The following is a 16,416-nucleotide window of genomic DNA, read 5'->3' on the forward strand; positions in this document are numbered from 1 at the left end:
CACCAGCGCGGTTCAGCGAGTGCCGGGTACCGGGTCCGTCGAGCACAGCGCCCAGATGACGAACACCCCGATCGCGATGCTGATGAAGCCCCAGACCGGCTGGTAGGGCAGCCAGACGAAGTTGACGATCACGGCCAGCGAGGCGAGCGCCACACCAGCCACCCTGGCCCAGGAAGCCCCGCGCAGGATGCCCCAGCCGATCACCGCGAGGAGCAGCCCGAGGACGAGGTGGATCCAGCCCCACGCGGTGGTGTTGAACTTGAAGACGTAGTTGCCGAGGACCCCGTACACGTCGTCCTCGGCGATGCCCACGATGCCCTGCAGCATCCCGAGCACCCCCTGCACGAGCAGGAGCACCCCGGCGAACATGGTCCCCGCGGACGCCCAGGCGCCCCCGGACGCGGCCGGGGCGCCGCCCTGGTGCCGGGCGCGGGGGTGCCCCGGGGCCGCATCGTGCCGGTGACCCGCTGAGTCGCTCATCGCCGTGCCCTCTCGTCGTACCGTCCGGTCGCGTGTACGAGCAGCCTGCGGCGCGCGCCACCGCCCGGCGACCCGAAGCCCCCCGTCCGGGCGACAACCCCCGGCCCGGTGCCGCTACCCGGGCGCCGGCACCGCCTCCACCGCCTCCGCCCCTAGTCGGACGGGGCGGGCATGGCCTCCGCGATGACCCGCATCTCCCCGACGACGGCCTCCGCCCCGGCGTCGACGAGCGCCTGCCGCCGATCCGGCCCGTCCGCGTACCCGACCGCGACCGCACCGACCGCGTGCGCGGCCCGGACGTCCGTGACGGAGTCGCCGATCAGCGCGCACAGGGTCACGTCCAGGCCGAGCTGCTCCGCGGCCGTGATGAGCGGGTACGGGTTCGGCTTCGTGAGCTCCGGCTGCCGTTCCGGCCGGCCCACGACGTGGAGCACGTACGACGACAACCCGTGCCGGTCGAGGAAGGCCCGCATGCACGCGGCGGAGGTGTCGCCGACGACCGCGATCCGCCGCCCCGCGTCCCGGGCCCCCTCCAGCACGGCGACCGCCCCCGGCGTCGGATCACCCGCGACCTCCACGGCCGCGACCTCGGCCGCGGTGAGCGCCTCCTCCACCTCGCACCCGAGCCCGGCGTCCTCCGCGTGCACCCGCCGCACGACCTCGACCGGGTCCCCGACCCCCGCCAGCTCCGCCGCCAGCGCGGGGTCCCGCCGGGCGACGACCTCCACCAGCCGCTCCGCGACCGCCGCCGACCGCCCGCCGAAGACGTCGCACACCGGCCCGTCGAAGTCGACCAGCAGTCCCTGCGCCGCGTCCATGATCTTGGCCAACACGTCAGTGCCCATCACCCCCGCCTGCCCGCCTCCCGCACCCCCAGACACTCCGCCGGGAGTGGGCGGCGCGATAGGCCGGCCGGACCCGATGCCCGCCCCGGCCACGAGCCGGGCGTCCGGAGCCCGGAGCCCGGAGCCCGGAGCCCGGAGCCCGGAGCCCGGAGGGCGGGCGGCCTTGTGACGGCCGGGTCCGCATCGGCAACCGCCCTGCTCGACCTCCGCGGCCAGGGCGATCTCGCGGTCGGGCGAGCGGGGGTCCGGGGAACGCTCCGGGCGCGGTGGGCAGACGGACATGCAATAGACCGCGGTGGTGTCCGGTGTCGAGATCGAACCGGTCGGATCCCGCGCCGTCACCGGCGCCTTCCTCGCCGCCCGCCGTGACGACGGCACCGAACTCCGGGCCTCCGCCGCCGGCGTGGAGGGCATCGCGGATCAGGCCCTCGTACCCCCGGAAGGCGAGGGACGCCTCATTCATGGGCTTCGCCTCCATGTCCTCGGCCGCCGCGTGCACCGCGCCGCGGAGCTCACCTTGCTTCAGCAGCTCCCGTCGTACTGGTCGTGGAGCGACCAGCCCGACGCGAACAGCGCCGCCGCGATGAGCCTGCCGACCGGGTCCCGCCGGTTGTGGTGGTAGTGAGCGCGGGAGCGTATGAAGACCGGTTCGTCGTGCGGCTGTCCCTTCATGGGCACGAGCTCAGGTGCATTGCCGGGAGGCACCGGACGCGGCTGACGGGTCGCTTGCCCGCGAGCGCGGAGCCGATAGGACAAGTCGAGACTGCCCCGATTCCGCGGAGTACATTGGTGGATAAGTCCCCTGAGGGAGGCTGATTCGATGCCGTGGTTCGTATGGCTGCTCGCCGCCGCGGCGCTCGGTGCCGCGGAGTTCTTTACCCTGACGCTGGTTTTCGGGTTGCTGGCGGGCGCCGCACTGGTCGCCGCCGTGGTCGCCGGTGTGGGCATCGGCCTTTTCGGCCAGCTCGTCGCGTTCGGGGTGGCGGCGGCGGCGGGACTCGTCCTCGTCCGTCCCGTGGCGCTGCGGCATATGGCACAGGGGCCCCTCACGAGCGAGGGCAGCGACGCGCTGATCGGCAAGCGGGCCGAGGTCACGCAGGAGGTGACCGCGACGCACGGCCTGATCAGGGTATCCGGTGAGGATTGGACCGCTCGTGCCCTCGACGAGAGCCAGGTGATCCCGGTGGGCACGCTGGTGGACATCATGGAGATCGAGGGCGCCACGGCTGTGGTCTACCCGCGCGAGCTGCTTCCGTGAACGGCTGAACACGTCCCGACGGAGGAATTGTGGATCCGGTTGTCATCCCGATTCTCGTGGCGGCGATCGTCGTCGTCTTTCTCGTCGCCGCCACGGTGCGGATCGTCCCGCAGGCGCGTCGCTACAACATCGAGCGGTTCGGCCGGTATCGCCGGACGCTGCAACCCGGCCTGAATTTCGTCCTGCCGGTGGCGGACCGAGTCAACACCAAACTCGATGTGCGCGAGCAGGTGTATTCGTCCGATCCCAAACCGGTGATCACCGAGGACAATCTCGTGGTGAACATCGACGCCGTGCTCTATTACCAGATCACCGACCCGCGGGCCGCGGCCTACGAGGTGGCCGACTACCTGCAGGCGATCGACCAGCTCACCGTGACCACGCTGCGGAACGTCATCGGATCCATGGACCTGGAGCAGACGCTCACCTCACGCGAGGAGATCAACTTCCGGCTCCGCACCGTCCTCGACGACGCCACCGGCAAATGGGGGATCCGGGTCAACCGGGTGGAGATCAAGGCCATCGACCCACCGCACACGATCAAGGAAGCGATGGAGAAGCAGATGCGGGCCGAGCGGGACAAGCGCGCGGCCATCCTGCACGCCGAAGGCGAGCGGCAGGCCAAGATCCTCACTGCGGAGGGCACGAAGCAGAAGGACATCCTGGAAGCACAGGGCACGCAGCAAGCCATGATCCTGCGGGCGGACGGCGAGGCGAAGGCGGTGGAGCGCGTCTTCCAAGCCGTCCATCGCAACAACGCCGACGCGAAGATCCTGGCCTACAAGTACCTCGAGACCCTCCCGCACCTGGCGAAGAGCGACAACAACACGTTCTGGGTGATCCCAGGCGAGCTGACCGAGGCCGTTCGCACCGTCACCAGCGCGTTCGGCGACCGGTCGGCGATGGGCCTCCCCGGAGCCGGCCAGCCGGAGGAGGCGGGCACCGCCCGAGCCGACGGAGCGCCGGACGAGGGCGGGGCGGCGCCGGGGCACGAGGCGGGCTCGACGCTCTCGCTCGACGCTGCCGCGGCTGCTGACGAGGTCGCGAAGCAGGCCGCCGCCGTAGTGAGCGACGCGAAGGCCGAGGCCGAGGCCGCGAGCACGCCGCAGCTGCCGGGCCGGGGGCAGACGCCCGGCGGTTGACCCCGACGGCGAGGGCCGGCCATCCGACGTGGCCACGTGCGGCAGGCCGCCCACCCACCCCGGAGCGAGGTCCGGCTGCGTCGCCGTACCGGCCACCGGCGGAACGAACTCCCTCGCAAGGCGCTCTCCGGCTTCCGGCACGGGCCACCGGCCTCGACCCGACCGACCGGCTCGCCGGCGACTCCCAGACGACGAAGACGGCCAAGACGACCCCGGAAAACACTCAGGGGCCTGACCCGCTCTCGCGGATCAGGCCCCTGACCTGTGTTTCAGCTGTCGGGGTGGCGGGATTTGAACCCACGACCTCTTCGTCCCGAACGAAGCGCGCTGCCAAGCTGCGCTACACCCCGATGTCACCGGTGTCCTGGCGACGTCGTTTACTTTAGCCCACCGGCGCCCGGAGACGAAATCCGGTTTCGGCGGGGCCGGCGGGCGGTGACGCGGGGGTCAGTCGCGGGGGGTCAGGGTCAGCAGGGTCGCCTCCGGGGGGCAGGCGAAGCGGACCGGGGTGTAGCGGTTGGTGCCGCAGCCCGCCGAGACGTGGAGGTAGGCCGTGCGACCGCCGGCGCGGTGGGTGGAGAGGCCCTTCGCGCGGTCCGTGTCGATGTCGCAGTTGGTGACGAGCGCCCCGTAGAAGGGGACGCACAGCTGGCCGCCGTGGGTGTGGCCGGCGAGTACCAGTGGGTAGCCGTCGGCGGTGAAGGCGTCCAGGGAGCGCAGGTACGGGGCGTGGACGACGCCCACGGAGAGGTCGGCGTCCGCCTCCGGGCCGCCCGCGACCTTCTCGTACCGGTCCCGCTTGATGTGCGGGTCGTCCAGGCCGGTGAACGCGAGCTCCAGGCCCTCCACCTTCAGCCGGCCGCGCGCATTGGTCAGGTCCAGCCAGCCCGCCGCGTCGAAGGCGTCGCGGATGCCCTCCCACGGGTTGTGGACGGCGCCGACCGCCGGCGGGTTGCCGTTGAGGCCGTGGCGGCCCTGGAGCTTCTCGAAGAGGTAGCGGGCCGGGTTGCGGAGCTTGGGACCGTAGTAGTCGTTGGAGCCGAAGACGTACACCCCGGGGAAGTCCATCAGCGGCCCGAGGGCGTCCAGGAGCTCCGGCACGCCGTCCGGGTCGGAGAGGTTGTCCCCGGTGTTGACGACGAGGTCGGGGCGCAGCCCGGCCAGGGACCGGAGCCAGCGCTGCTTCTTGCGCTGGCCGCACACCATGTGGATGTCGGAGACCTGGAGGACCCTCAACGGGTTCGCGCCGCGCGGCAGGACGGGGACGGACACCCGTCGGAGTCGGAAGGATCGGGCTTCGAAACCGGCGGCGTAGGCCACGCCGGCCGCGCCCAGTGCAGTGATGCCGAGGGGTACTCCGTATCGCGCGCGCATGGGTCCATGGTCGCAGACCGCGGAAGGGGCCGCGACGCCCGGGAAATGGGCGGGCGGGCGCGGGAGCGCACCTGTCATGCTTGCCGCATGACCACGCTCAAGTCCAAGTTGCAGGAAGACCTCACGGAGGCGATCAGGGCGCGTGACGAGCTCCGCTCCTCGACCCTCCGGCTGACGCTCGCCGCCATCACGAAGGAGGAGGTCGCGGGCAAGCAGGCGCGCGAACTCTCCGACGACGAGGTGCAGAAGGTGATCGCCAAGGAGGCGAAGAAGCGCCGTGAGGCGGCCGAGGCGTTCACCGCGGGCGGTCGTACCGAGCAGGCCGAGCGGGAGCAGGCGGAGGGTGTCGTCCTCGACGCGTACCTGCCCAGGCAACTGACGGACGAGGAGCTGCGGGAGATCGTCGCGCAGGCCGTCGAGGAGGCCAGGGCCGGCGGGGCCGAGGGGCCGCGTGCGATGGGCGCCGTGATGAAGATCGTGAACCCGAAGGTGGCGGGCCGGGCCGAGGGCGGCCGGGTGGCCACGGCGGTCAAGCAGCTCCTCGCCGGCTGAGGGGCTCGACCACGAGCCTGGACTCCGGGCGCTGCGGCCTTGTGGGCTCTGAGGGCTGAGAGCTCCGGTGCACCCCAGTCTCTGCGGGCTCGGGGCTCCGGGCGCTCCGGCCTGCGGGCTCAGGGCCCGTGGCTCGGTGAATGCGGGCCAGGGGCCCGTGGCCCGTGCCGCCGCGCCAGCCGGTGTGCGCCGGGACGCGCGGCCCGTGCCGGGACGCGCGGCCCGGGTGTGTGGCCGGAACATGGGTGAGGGCGTCCACCCCGCGGGGTGGACGCCCTCACCCACGTCGGTGGGTCAGCGGTCGCCGCCGCCACCCGGGCGGCCGTTGCCGTTGCCGTTCCCGTTGCCATTGCCGTTGCCGTTCCCGTTCCCGCCGCTCAGCAGGTCCGACGGGAAGGAGATGCCGGGGAAGGGCTCGTTGCCGCCGCCGCCCGTGCGCCCCGGCTTGTCGTCGCCGGGCTTGCCCGGGACCTGGGGCTGCTGCGGGCCGCCGATCGGGACGCTGGCGAAGTCCGGCGCGGGGTGGCCCTCCAGGGCGCCCGCCACGGCGTCCTTCCAGATCGGGCCGGGGACCCGGCCACCGAAGACCTTGTCGTGGTACCGGCCGCCGATGGTGATGTACTCCATCTTCACCTCCTGGGTGGGGCTGCCCACCCAGACGGCGCCGGAGAGGTTCGGCGTGTAGCCCACGAACCAGGCGTTGCGCCGGCTGTCCGTCGTACCGGTCTTGCCGGCGCTGTCACGCGACTCCAGGCCGGCCTCCTGGCCCGTACCGGAGTCGATCACACCGCGCAGCAGGGTGTTGATGGTGTCGGCGGTCCGCTCGCTCATGGCCCGCTGGCACTTGGACCGCGGCACCCGCAGGTTCTTGCCCTCGGTGGTCCTGATCGACTCGATGGCCGTCGGCGTGCAGTACGTGCCGCGGTTGGCGAAGGTCGCGTACGCGCCGGCCATGGTCAGCGGCGACATGCCCTGGGAGCCCAGGGTCAGCGCGGACGGCTTCTCGGGCAGCTTCTCGTCGTCGCCCATGACGACGCCCAGCTTGTCGGTCATCTCCACGACCGGGCACATGCCGATCTCGCCGAGCATCTGCACGAAGTAGGTGTTGACCGACTTCGCCATGGCGTCCCGCAGGTCGTACGGGCCGACCTCCGACTCGTTCTCGTTCTCGACGGTGTCCCCGCCGACGTTCCGCCAGGGCGTGCCGCTGCACGACTGCACCGAGTCCGGGTACGGCATCTTGTACGGCGACGGGTAGACCTGCCACGCCGGCTTGCCCTGCTCCAGGGCGGCCGCCGCGACGAACGGCTTGAAGGTCGAGCCGGTCGGGAAGCCGTAGTTGGAGCCGCCCATGCCCTTGTTGACCGAGTAGTTGATCTGCGTCTCGTTCTTGTCGAAGCCGTAGGGCTTCGACTGGCCCATCGCCAGGATCTTGCCGGTGCCGGGCTGGACCATGGTGACGGCCGTGGCGACCTTGTCGTCCTGGTGGACGTGCTCCTTGATCGAGTCCTGGGCGGACTTCTGCGCCTGCGGGTCGAGCGTGGTCCGGATGGTGAGGCCGCCGCGGTTCCAGACCTTGGCGCGCTCCTCGCGGGACTTGCCGAAGACCGGGTTCGAGAGGAAGACCTCGCGGACGTAGTCGCAGAAGAAGCCGGCGCCGTCGCGGGCGGTGATGCAGCCGTTCTTCGGCCGGGTCACGTTCAGCTTGATCGGCTCGGCCTTCGCCCGCTCGGCCTCCGCGCGGCTGATGTCGCCGACGGTGGCCATGCGCTCCAGGACGGTGTTGCGGCGCTTGGTGGCCTCCTGCGCGTCGTTGACCGGGTCGTACCGGCTCGGCGACTGGACGAGACCGGCGAGCATGGCCGCCTCGCCCAGGGTGAGGTCCTTGGCGCGCTTGGAGAAGTAGCGCTGCGAGGCGGACTCGATGCCGTACGCCTGCTGCCCGAAGAAGGTGATGTTGAGGTAGTTCTCGAGGATCGTCTTCTTCCCGAGCTCCTTCTCGACCTGGATCGCGTACTTCAGCTCCTGGATCTTGCGGCCCAGGGTCTGCTGGGTGGCCTGCGCGAACTTGTCGCGGTCGTCGCCGGCCTCCTCGACGAAGACGTTCTTGACGTACTGCTGGGTCAGGGTGGAGGCGCCCTGGGCGACCCCGCCCTCCTGGGCGTTGCGGTTGACCGCGCGCAGGACGCCCTTCAGGTCGACGGCGCCGTGTTCGTAGAAGCGCGAGTCCTCGATCGCGACGATCGCCTTCTGCATGTACGGCGAGATGTCCTCGAGCGGGACCACCTTGCGGTCGCGCGAGTAGACCGTCGCGATGAGCCCGCCCTCGGAGTCGAGGATCTGGGTGCGCTGGCTCAGCGGTGGCCTCTTCATGTTGGCCGGGATCTCGTCGAACCCCTGGACCGTCCCCTTGGCCGCGAGGCCCAGGGCACCCGCCGCGGGCATGGCGATGCCGGCGAGGACGACTCCGGAGAGCACGCTGACACCGAGGAACTTGGCGGCCTGCTGGGTCGCGGTCAGACCCCCGCCCGAGCGGTTCTGTGGCATGGACGAAGCCTACGTTCTCAATCGCCGGACACGTGTATATGCCTTGGCCTAAGCTGGTCACAACCGTCACAGCAGTCGCGTGACGCGGTCAGGGCATCCTCTCCTCACCCCCTCCGCACGTGCACGGCGCCACCCCCTGGTACTACGCCCGAGCCCACCCCCCTCGTTCAGCATCCGCGCCGGTCACTGTCCGTTTTCGCGATGTGTGTCAGGTTGTGCCCTGCGCGGCGTGGGGGAAATGCCCTGATTCGAGAATTCCATCTTGTATGTCTATCGGTCACTCCCCTGGGTGATCTGCCGCTGACGCATAGTCCGTTCGGGCCATTCAAGATTGGGCCCGACGGGGGTGTTGCGTCGTCCCCACCTTCCGTAACGTCCTCAACTGGCAGCGGTGAATATGCCGCTGCCGCCGTGGGGGAGCCTCGATTCGGGAGAGGACGGCGCCGGCATGGGCTGGGTAGCTGACTGGAGTGCGCAGGCGGCCTGCCGCACTACGGATCCGGATGAACTGTTCGTACAAGGAGCGGCGCAGAACAGGGCCAAGGCGGTGTGCACCGGGTGTCCGGTGCGGACCGAGTGCCTGGCCGACGCGCTGGACAACCGCGTCGAGTTCGGCGTGTGGGGCGGCATGACGGAGCGCGAGCGCCGCGCCCTGCTGCGCCGCCGGCCGACCGTCACGTCGTGGCGGCGGCTCCTGGAGACCGCGCGCACGGAGTACGAGCGCAGCGCGGGCATCCTGCCCGTCGCACTGGACGACGACGAGACCTACGAGACGTACGCGGCGGTCGGCTGAGCCGCGTCGCCCACGCCGCGCCGCCCAGGCCAGGCGCCCACGCCGCGCAGTCGTCGTACCGCCGTCGTGCCGCTGTCACGCCGTCGTACCGCCGGACCGCCCGGTCGCCGCCGTGCCGTCGTGGCGCCGGACCGTCCGGTCATCCCCTGTGGCTCGGGGTGCTGCCGGTGCGTCAGGTGACCGTGTCGACCGGCGTGTCGCCGGACGCCGGGCCCTCCGCCGCGAGGCGGTCGCCGACGGCGCGCAGACCGGCGAGGTCGTGGACGTCACCGGGCAGGGCGGCCACCTCGGCGACGGGCACGTCCGGGTGGAGCGAGGTGAAGCGGTCGCGCGTCAGCTGCTCACGGGCGACCACCTGCATCCGCTCCGCGTGCAGGCGCAGGAGCCCGGACGTCAACTCCGCCACGGCAGGCGGAACGCCGGGTGTCGGTTCGGGTGTGGGGGCCTCGGGGGAGGTGGCCGTCGGGCCACCGAGACGAGTCTGCCCGCCCCCCTGATCCACAATGCGGCCGCCGTCAAGATTTTCCGCGGCGGCGAGGGCCCGCTCGGCGGAGAGCCGGGTGGCCGCGCTGCCGTGCACCCGGTTCAGCACGAGCCCCTCCAGGGGCATGTCGTCCGCGGCCAGCCGCTCCACGAAGTACGCCGCCTCCCGCAGTGCGTCCCGCTCGGGCGCGGCGACCACCAGGAACGCCGTCCCGGGCGCCTGGAGGAGCCGGTACGTGGCGTCCGCGCGCGTGCGGAACCCGCCGAACATCGTGTCCATCGCCGCGACGAACGTCTGCACGTCCCGCAGCAGCTGACCGCCCAGCAGCTTGCCCAGCGTCCCCGTCATCATCGACATGCCGACGTTGAGGAACTTCATACCGGCCCGGCCGCCCACCCTCGCCGGCGCCATGAGGGCCTTGATGAGCTTGCCGTCCAGGAACGACCCGAGCCGCCTCGGCGCGTCGAGGAAGTCCAGCGCCGACCGGGACGGCGGCGTGTCCACCACGATCAGGTCCCACTCGTCGCGCGCCCGCAGCTGGCCCAGCTTCTCCATCGCCATGTACTCCTGCGTGCCCGCGAAGCCGGCCGACAGGGACTGGTAGAAGGGGTTCGCCAGGATCGCGCGGGCGCGCTCCGCATCCGCGTGCGCTTCGACGATCTCGTCGAAGGTGCGCTTCATGTCCAGCATCATCGCGTGCAGCTCGCCGCCGGCGTCCGCCCCGACGCCCGCCACCCGGCGCGGGACGTTGTCCAGCTCCTCGATGCCCATCGACTGCGCCAGCCGGCGCGCGGGATCGATGGTCAGCACGACCACCCTGCGGCCCCGCTCGGCCGCCCGCAGCCCCAGCGCCGCCGCCGTCGTCGTCTTCCCGACGCCGCCGGCGCCGCAGCACACGACGATGCGGGTCGCGGGGTCGTCCAGCAGCCGGTCGACCTCAAGCCGCCGGTGCGCGGGCGCCGGCGGGGTCGGGGTCGGGGTCGGTTCCGTGGCCGGCGCCGAGGCCCCGGCCGGTGTCGTGGTCGGCACCGCGGTTCCGGCCGGTGTCGGTGTCGGTGTGGCTCCGGCGGCCGTCATGCGCTCACCCCGAGGTTCCTCCGCAGTTCCTTCGCCAGGTGGTACAACCCCGCGAGGTCCACGCCCTCGCCGAGCAGCGGCAGTTCGTACGTCGGTACCTGCTGCTTCGCCAGCACCTCGCGCTGCTCCCGTTCGAGCCCGACCCGCTGGGCGTGCTCCGCGGCCTGGCCGAGCAGTGGCCCGACCAGCTCCTCCGGGTGGGCCACCCCGGCCGCCGCCAGGGCCCGGGCGACGCCCTCGCGGTGGTCGCCGGCGGCGGCCCGTACCGCGTCCTCGTCGAGGAGGTGCGGGCGCACCATGTTCACGAAGACGTCCCCGACCGGCAGCTCCGCGGCGCGCAGCTCGGCGATGCCGTCGGCGGTCTCCTGCACCGGCATCTCCTCCAGGAGGGTCACCAGGTGGACGGCCGTCTGCGGGGACTTGATGACCCGCATCACCGCCTGCGCCTGGTGGTGGATGGGGCCCATCCGGGCCAACCCCGCCACCTCGTCGTTGACGTTCAGGAAACGCGTCACGCGGCCGGTCGGCGGGGCGTCCATGACGACGTGGTCGTAGACGAAGCGCCCCTCGCGGTCCTTGCGGCGCACCGCCTCGCACGCCTTGCCGGTGAGGAGGACGTCCCGGACGCCCGGGGCCACCGTCGTCGCGAAGTCGATCGCCCCGAGCTTCTTCAGGGCGCGGCCCGCGGCCCCCAGTTTGTAGAACATCTGGAGGTAGTCGAGCAGCGCCCGTTCGGCGTCGATGGCGAGGGCGTACACCTCCCCGCCGCCCGGTGCGACGGCGATCTTGCGCTCCTCGTACGGAAGCGCCTCCGTCTCGAAGAGCTGTGCGATGCCCTGTCTGCCTTCGACCTCCACGAGGAGGGTCCGTTTGCCCTCCGTCGCGAGGGCGAGCGCGAGGGCGGCGGCGACCGTCGTCTTACCGGTACCGCCCTTGCCGCTGACGACCTGGAGCCTGCTCACACAGCGAGCGTAACGAGTGCCGTCGGAGCCCACGCAGGAGGCTGCCCCGGGGCGGCGCCGGCGAGCGGATACAGTCGGCCCCATGACCAAGTGGGAATACGCGACCGTGCCCCTTCTCGTGCACGCAACCAAGCAGATCCTGGACACCTGGGGCGAGGACGGCTGGGAGCTCGTCCAGGTCGTCCCCGGCCCGAACAACCCCGAGCAGCTCGTGGCGTACCTGAAGCGGGAGAAGGCGTGACCGGGCGCGTCGAGGCGGCGCTCGCCGAGCGCGGCCTGACGCTGCCGCAGGTCGTGCCGCCGCTGGCCGCGTACCAGCCGGCCGTCCGGTCCGGCGCGTACGTGTACACCGCGGGCCAGCTGCCCATGGTGGACGGGAAGCTTCCGGTCACCGGCAAGGTGGGCGCCGAGGTCACGCCGGAGGAGGCCAAGGACCTGGCCCGCGTCTGCGCGCTGAACGCCCTCGCCGCGGTGAAGTCCGTGGCGGGCGACCTCGACCGCATCGCGCGGGTCGTGAAGGTCGTCGGCTTCGTCGCCTCGGCACCCGACTTCACCGGCCAGCCGGCCGTGCTGAACGGTGCCAGCGAGCTGCTCGGCGACGTCCTCGGCGACCGCGGCGTCCACGCGCGCAGCGCCGTGGGCGTGGCGGTCCTGCCGCTGGACGCGCCCGTCGAGGTCGAGCTCCAGGTGGAGCTCCTGCCGGAGGACTGAACCCCGCCGGGCCCCGATCGTCGCCGTCGGGCCGCCCGGCGGCCCCGGCTTCGGTCTGGGGGCCCGGTCTCGGGTCCGTGGGGCGTGGGGCCTCGGCTCCGGTCCGTGGGCCCGGCTTCGGTCCGTGGGCCCGGCTTCGGTCCGTGGGCCCGGCTTCGGTCCGCGGGCTCTCCGCCGGCGGCCCCGGCTGGCGGCCTCCGCCCGGTCCGCGGCCCCGGATCCGGCCGGCGACCGCCCCGGTCCGCGTGGCCGGGGCCGGGATCGGGGACCGATGGGCCCTCGAACATCCGGACAGATCGTCATAGGCTCCGGCCATGCCGAATGGTCAGTGGTACCCACCGGAATGGCCCGACCGCATCCGTGCCCTCGCGGCCGGTGAGCTGACGGCCGTGGCGCCCCGCCGCGCCGCCACCGTGCTGCTCCTGCGCGACGCCGGTGGGGCCGCCGCCATCGAGGTGCACATGCTGCGCCGCCGCGCCTCCATGGCCTTCGCGGGCGGCGCGTACGCCTACCCCGGCGGCTCCGTCGACCCGCGCGACGAGCACCCCGTCCGCTGGGCCGGCCCGAGCCCCGCCGAGTGGGCCGCCCGTCTCGGCGTCGCCACGGCCGCCGAGGCCCAGGCCGTCGTCTGCGCGGCCGTGCGGGAGACATACGAGGAGGCCGGGGTCCTGCTCGCGGGGCCCACGCCGGACACGGTCGTCGGCGACACCACCGGCGACGACTGGGAGGAGGCCCGGGCGGCGCTGGTGGCACGGGAGCTGTCGTTCGCGGAGTTCCTCGACGCGCGCGACCTCGTCCTGCGCTCCGACCTGCTGGGCGCCTGGGCGCGCTGGATCACGCCGGAGTTCGAGCCGCGCCGGTACGACACGTGGTTCTTCGTCGCCGCCCTCCCCACCGGCCAGCGCACCCGCAACGCCTCCACCGAGGCCGACCGGACCGTCTGGATCCGCCCGGCGGACGCGGCGGCCGGGTACGACCGGGGCGACTTGCTGATGATGCCGCCCACCATCGCGACGCTGCGCAGCCTCGCGCCGTACGACTCGCCGCTCGCCGCCCTCGACGCGGCACGCGGCCAGGACCTGACGCCGGTGCTGGCGCGCGCCAGACTGGAAGGTGACGAGGTGGTGCTGAGCTGGCCCGGCCACGACGAGTTCACCCGGCACGTGCCCGGGCCGGGCGCCGGAGGTGACCTGTGACCGACGCCGCCGCCCTCCCGGGCCAGCCGCGCGGAGCCGTGGTCTCCGGTCCCGCCACCGACCGCGCCGTGAACGTCCTCGCGCCGAACCCGTCCGCGATGACCCTGGACGGCACCAACACCTGGATCCTCTCCGAGCCCGACTCGCCGCTCGCGGTCGTCGTGGATCCCGGCCCCCTCGACGAGGGCCACCTCCGCGCCGTGCGCGACACCGCCGAGAGCCTCGGCAAGCGCGTCGCGCTGACCCTGCTCACCCATGGGCACCCCGATCACGCGGAGGGCGCCGCCCGCTTCGCCGAACTGACCCGCACCCCCGTACGCGCCCTGGACCCGGCGCTGCGCCTCGGTGGCGAGGGGCTGTCCGCCGGGCAGGTCGTCGCCGTCGGCGGGCTGGAGCTGCGGGTGGTGGCGACACCCGGCCACACCGGGGACTCGCTCAGTTTCCACCTGCCGGCCGACCGCGCGGTGCTGACCGGGGACACCGTCCTCGGCCGCGGCACGACCCTCGTGGCCCATCCGGACGGACGGCTCGGCGACTACCTCGACTCGCTGCGGCGGCTGCGCTCGCTGACGGTCGACGACGGCGTGCACACGGTGCTCCCCGGCCACGGCCCGGTCCTCGACGACGCCCAGGGCGCCGTGGAGTTCTACCTCGCGCACCGGGCCAGCCGGCTCGCCCAGGTCGAGACGGCCGTCGAGGACGGCTACACGACCCCGGCCGAGGTCGTGGCGCACGTCTACGCCGACGTCGACCGGTCCCTGTGGCCCGCGGCGGAGCTGTCCGTGCGGGCGCAGCTGGAGTACCTCTCCGAGCACGGCCTGATCTGACGCCCTGCCGTCGCGGCGGCACGACGCACGGGCGGTGGCCGGTACGGCACACCGTGCTGCGTCGCGAAGTCGGTACGAATCCGCAACAGCCCGCTCGAGTACAGCCGACACGCCGTGCTTTACGCTCCCTTTACATCCGTAGTCCGGACCCCGGGGGGCCCACGTGTTCGTCCTGTCCATCCTGCTGCTCGTCGCCGCGGTGGTGCTGTTCTTCGTCGGGCGTGCCCAGGAACGCCCGGCCTTCCGGCTGGGCGCGGTGGGTGCGCTGCTGGCGGCCCTGTGCGCGGGGCTGGCCAGCTGCCTGCACGTCGTCAGCGCGTACGAGGTCGGCGTGCCGGTGACGTTCGGCAAGGTCGGTACGCCGGTGCACCCGGGCGTGAACGTCGTCTCGCCGTTCACCCACGTGACGACCTTCTCCACGCGCCCGGTCGACCTGAACCTCTCCGACAAGGACGTCGTCGAGGTCCGCTCCACGCAGGGCGGCGTGATGTACGCGGAGCTGACCGTGAAGTGGGCGGTCAAGCCGTCGAAGGCCGTGGAGCTGTACCGGCTCGCCGGCAACGAGGCGTCCATCCAGCAGCGGCTGGTCTTCCCGGACAGCCGGGAGATCGTCCGCAACGTCTTCGCCCGCTACACCAGCGAGGAGGGTTACACCTCCGCCCGCGAGAAGATCAACGCCGAGATCGGTGTGCTGATCAAGGAGCGGCTGGCGCCGCGCGGCATCGACGTGACGACCGTCAACCTGCGGAACGTGAAGCCGTCGGACCAGCTCCAGGACCAGATCGACCGCAAGATCCAGCAGCAGCAGGCCACCGAGCGGGCCCAGGAGGCCGCCCGCACGGCGACGGCGGAGTCCGAGCGGCGCCGCATCGAGGCCGAGGGCATCGCCCGGGCGAACAAGATCCTCAACAACTCGCTCACCGACAAGGTCCTCATGAACCAGTGCATCGACGCCTACCGGGACGCCGCGGCCAAGAACCCGGTCTACGCCGTGCCGTGCGGCGGCGGCAGCGGCACGCCGGTGATCGTGGACGGCAAGAAGGGCTGACCCGTCCGGCCGGCGCGCCCCGGGCCCGGAGGGCGGGGCACGCCGGGCCGGCCGACGGTCGGGGGCCGGCCGGCCCGCGGCGGTGGCCGGGGCTCGGCGGCCGGGGCTCGGCGACCGGGGGTCGGTGTCCGGAGGAGGGCGGCCCGGGGCGGCGGCTGGGGGGCAGCGGCCCGGGGTGACGGCCGACGACGGTGTACGCCGGACGGTGTACGCCGGAGGGCCGCCCCGCGGTGTCGCGGGACGGCCCTCTGCGGGTGCTCTGTGGGTCAGCGCGAGCGCTTCGCCAGGCGCTCCACGTCCAGCAGGATGACGGCGCGCGCCTCCAGGCGCAGCCAGCCGCGGCCCGCGAAGTCGGCCAGCGCCTTGTTGACCGTCTCGCGCGACGCGCCGACGAGCTGGGCCAGCTCCTCCTGGGTGAGGTCGTGCACGACGTGGATGCCCTCCTCCGACTGGACGCCGAAGCGGCGCGACAGGTCGAGGAGCGCGCGGGCGACACGGCCCGGCACGTCGGAGAAGACCAGGTCGGACATCTGGTCGTTGGTCTTGCGCAGGCGCCGGGCGACGGCGCGCAGCAGCGCCGAGGCCACCTCGGGGCGGGCATTCAGCCAGGGCTGGAGGTCGCCGTGGCCCAGGCCGAGCAGCTTGACCTCGGTCAGCGCGGTCGCCGTGGCCGTACGCGGGCCCGGGTCGAACAGGGACAGCTCACCGATGAGCTCGCCCGGGCCGAGGACGGCGAGCATGTTCTCGCGGCCGTCGGGGGACGTGCGGTGGAGCTTGACCTTGCCTTCGGTCACCACGTAGAGCCGGTCGCCCGGGTCGCCCTCGTGGAAGAGGGCGTCGCCGCGGGCGAGCGTCACCTCACTCATCGAGGCGCGGAGCTCCGCGGCCTGCTCGTCATCGAGCGCCGCGAAGAGCGGGGCGCGCCGCAGAACGTCGTCCACGAGTTCTCTCCTATGTCGACCTGCTCAGGACGTTGGTCCCCATGATGCCGGACGGGGCGGTGCTCTTCCGGGGGACGCTGCTCGACGCGGCACCCCGGAGGGTCGGCCCCCGCAGGTTCATTGTCGTGCGATCAATCACAACAAGTTTGACGTACCGGTGTGCGTGTCCGTGCGGCAGG

At 72.6% G+C, this 16,416-nt stretch carries 17 protein-coding genes and 1 tRNA gene; 10 read left to right on the forward strand and 8 right to left on the reverse strand.

Going from position 1 to position 16,416, the window contains the following annotated elements; genetic code table 11:
* Positions 1-12: 12 nt before the first annotated feature.
* Both NRO40_RS16185 and NRO40_RS16190 read right to left on the reverse strand, forming a co-directional pair.
* Positions 13-480, reverse strand: a complete 468-nt coding sequence (locus tag NRO40_RS16185; protein WP_408057012.1) for a DUF7144 family membrane protein — start codon at positions 478-480, stop codon at positions 13-15.
* Positions 481-632: 152 nt separating this feature from the next.
* Positions 633-1,325 carry an HAD family hydrolase gene (locus NRO40_RS16190; protein WP_232790967.1) on the reverse strand — a complete coding sequence of 231 codons (693 nt, stop codon included), beginning with the start codon at positions 1,323-1,325 and terminating at the stop codon, positions 633-635.
* 298 nt (positions 1,326-1,623) lie between these two features.
* On the opposite strand from NRO40_RS16190, the gene NRO40_RS16195 reads away from it, so the two are divergent.
* The 3 genes from NRO40_RS16195 (at position 1,624) to NRO40_RS16205 (ending at position 3,725) form a co-directional block, all read left to right on the forward strand.
* Entirely contained in the window at positions 1,624-1,947 is a 324-nt protein-coding gene (locus NRO40_RS16195) for a hypothetical protein (protein WP_157901791.1), read from the forward strand.
* A gap of 198 nt (positions 1,948-2,145) precedes the next feature.
* A complete protein-coding gene (locus NRO40_RS16200) occupies positions 2,146-2,583 on the forward strand; it encodes an NfeD family protein (protein ID WP_058940828.1) in 438 nt (145 codons plus the stop codon).
* Positions 2,584-2,612: 29 nt separating this feature from the next.
* Positions 2,613-3,725: an SPFH domain-containing protein gene (locus tag NRO40_RS16205; protein ID WP_058940829.1), complete on the forward strand. Its 1,113-nt coding sequence runs from the start codon at positions 2,613-2,615 to the stop codon at positions 3,723-3,725.
* A 276-nt stretch (positions 3,726-4,001) separates the two neighbouring features.
* Here the strand turns inward: NRO40_RS16205 and NRO40_RS16210 are convergent.
* A tRNA-Pro gene (locus NRO40_RS16210) sits at positions 4,002-4,075 on the reverse strand.
* A 97-nt stretch (positions 4,076-4,172) separates the two neighbouring features.
* Entirely contained in the window at positions 4,173-5,099 is a 927-nt protein-coding gene (locus NRO40_RS16215) for a metallophosphoesterase (RefSeq protein WP_058940830.1), read from the reverse strand.
* Between the two features lie 87 nt (positions 5,100-5,186).
* Here NRO40_RS16215 and NRO40_RS16220 point away from each other — a divergent pair, with 87 nt between their 5' ends.
* A complete protein-coding gene (locus NRO40_RS16220) occupies positions 5,187-5,651 on the forward strand; it encodes a GatB/YqeY domain-containing protein (protein ID WP_058940831.1) in 465 nt (154 codons plus the stop codon).
* A 294-nt stretch (positions 5,652-5,945) separates the two neighbouring features.
* On the opposite strand, the gene NRO40_RS16225 is transcribed toward NRO40_RS16220, so the two are convergent.
* Positions 5,946-8,198: a transglycosylase domain-containing protein gene (locus NRO40_RS16225; protein WP_058940832.1), complete on the reverse strand. Its 2,253-nt coding sequence runs from the start codon at positions 8,196-8,198 to the stop codon at positions 5,946-5,948.
* 448 nt (positions 8,199-8,646) lie between these two features.
* Between NRO40_RS16225 and NRO40_RS16230 the strand changes: the two genes are divergently transcribed.
* On the forward strand, positions 8,647-8,991 hold the full coding sequence (locus NRO40_RS16230) for a WhiB family transcriptional regulator (protein ID WP_058940833.1): 345 nt from the start codon (positions 8,647-8,649) through the stop codon (positions 8,989-8,991).
* A 172-nt stretch (positions 8,992-9,163) separates the two neighbouring features.
* Here NRO40_RS16230 and NRO40_RS16235 read toward each other — a convergent pair whose 3' ends face one another.
* Positions 9,164-10,552: an ArsA family ATPase gene (locus NRO40_RS16235; RefSeq protein WP_079046845.1), complete on the reverse strand. Its 1,389-nt coding sequence runs from the start codon at positions 10,550-10,552 to the stop codon at positions 9,164-9,166.
* Complete coding sequence (locus NRO40_RS16240) at positions 10,549-11,514, reverse strand: ArsA family ATPase (RefSeq protein ID WP_058940834.1); 966 nt, start codon at positions 11,512-11,514, stop codon at positions 10,549-10,551. Before NRO40_RS16240 ends, NRO40_RS16235 begins: the two co-directional genes overlap by 4 nt.
* Before the next feature lie 82 nt (positions 11,515-11,596).
* On the opposite strand from NRO40_RS16240, the gene NRO40_RS16245 reads away from it, so the two are divergent.
* From NRO40_RS16245 to NRO40_RS16265, 5 genes are all read left to right on the forward strand, one after another.
* Entirely contained in the window at positions 11,597-11,755 is a 159-nt protein-coding gene (locus NRO40_RS16245; protein ID WP_003967454.1) for a DUF4177 domain-containing protein, read from the forward strand.
* Entirely contained in the window at positions 11,752-12,225 is a 474-nt protein-coding gene (locus NRO40_RS16250) for a RidA family protein (RefSeq protein ID WP_058940835.1), read from the forward strand. The genes NRO40_RS16245 and NRO40_RS16250 overlap by 4 nt, the downstream gene beginning before the upstream one ends.
* 314 nt (positions 12,226-12,539) lie before the next feature.
* Positions 12,540-13,421: an NUDIX hydrolase gene (locus tag NRO40_RS16255; RefSeq protein ID WP_058940836.1), complete on the forward strand. Its 882-nt coding sequence runs from the start codon at positions 12,540-12,542 to the stop codon at positions 13,419-13,421.
* Positions 13,418-14,248 carry an MBL fold metallo-hydrolase gene (locus NRO40_RS16260; RefSeq protein ID WP_058940837.1) on the forward strand — a complete coding sequence of 277 codons (831 nt, stop codon included), beginning with the start codon at positions 13,418-13,420 and terminating at the stop codon, positions 14,246-14,248. The genes NRO40_RS16255 and NRO40_RS16260 overlap by 4 nt, the downstream gene beginning before the upstream one ends.
* Positions 14,249-14,411: 163 nt before the next feature.
* Entirely contained in the window at positions 14,412-15,296 is an 885-nt protein-coding gene (locus NRO40_RS16265) for a prohibitin family protein (protein ID WP_058940838.1), read from the forward strand.
* Positions 15,297-15,562: 266 nt separating this feature from the next.
* On the opposite strand, the gene NRO40_RS16270 is transcribed toward NRO40_RS16265, so the two are convergent.
* The gene (locus NRO40_RS16270) at positions 15,563-16,237 is read right to left on the reverse strand and encodes a Crp/Fnr family transcriptional regulator (RefSeq protein ID WP_010473292.1); all 675 of its coding nucleotides are present in this window, start codon (positions 16,235-16,237) and stop codon (positions 15,563-15,565) included.
* Positions 16,238-16,416: the final 179 nt, after the last annotated feature.

Source organism: Streptomyces changanensis (genome assembly GCF_024600715.1).
GTDB classification, from domain to species: domain Bacteria; phylum Actinomycetota; class Actinomycetes; order Streptomycetales; family Streptomycetaceae; genus Streptomyces; species Streptomyces changanensis.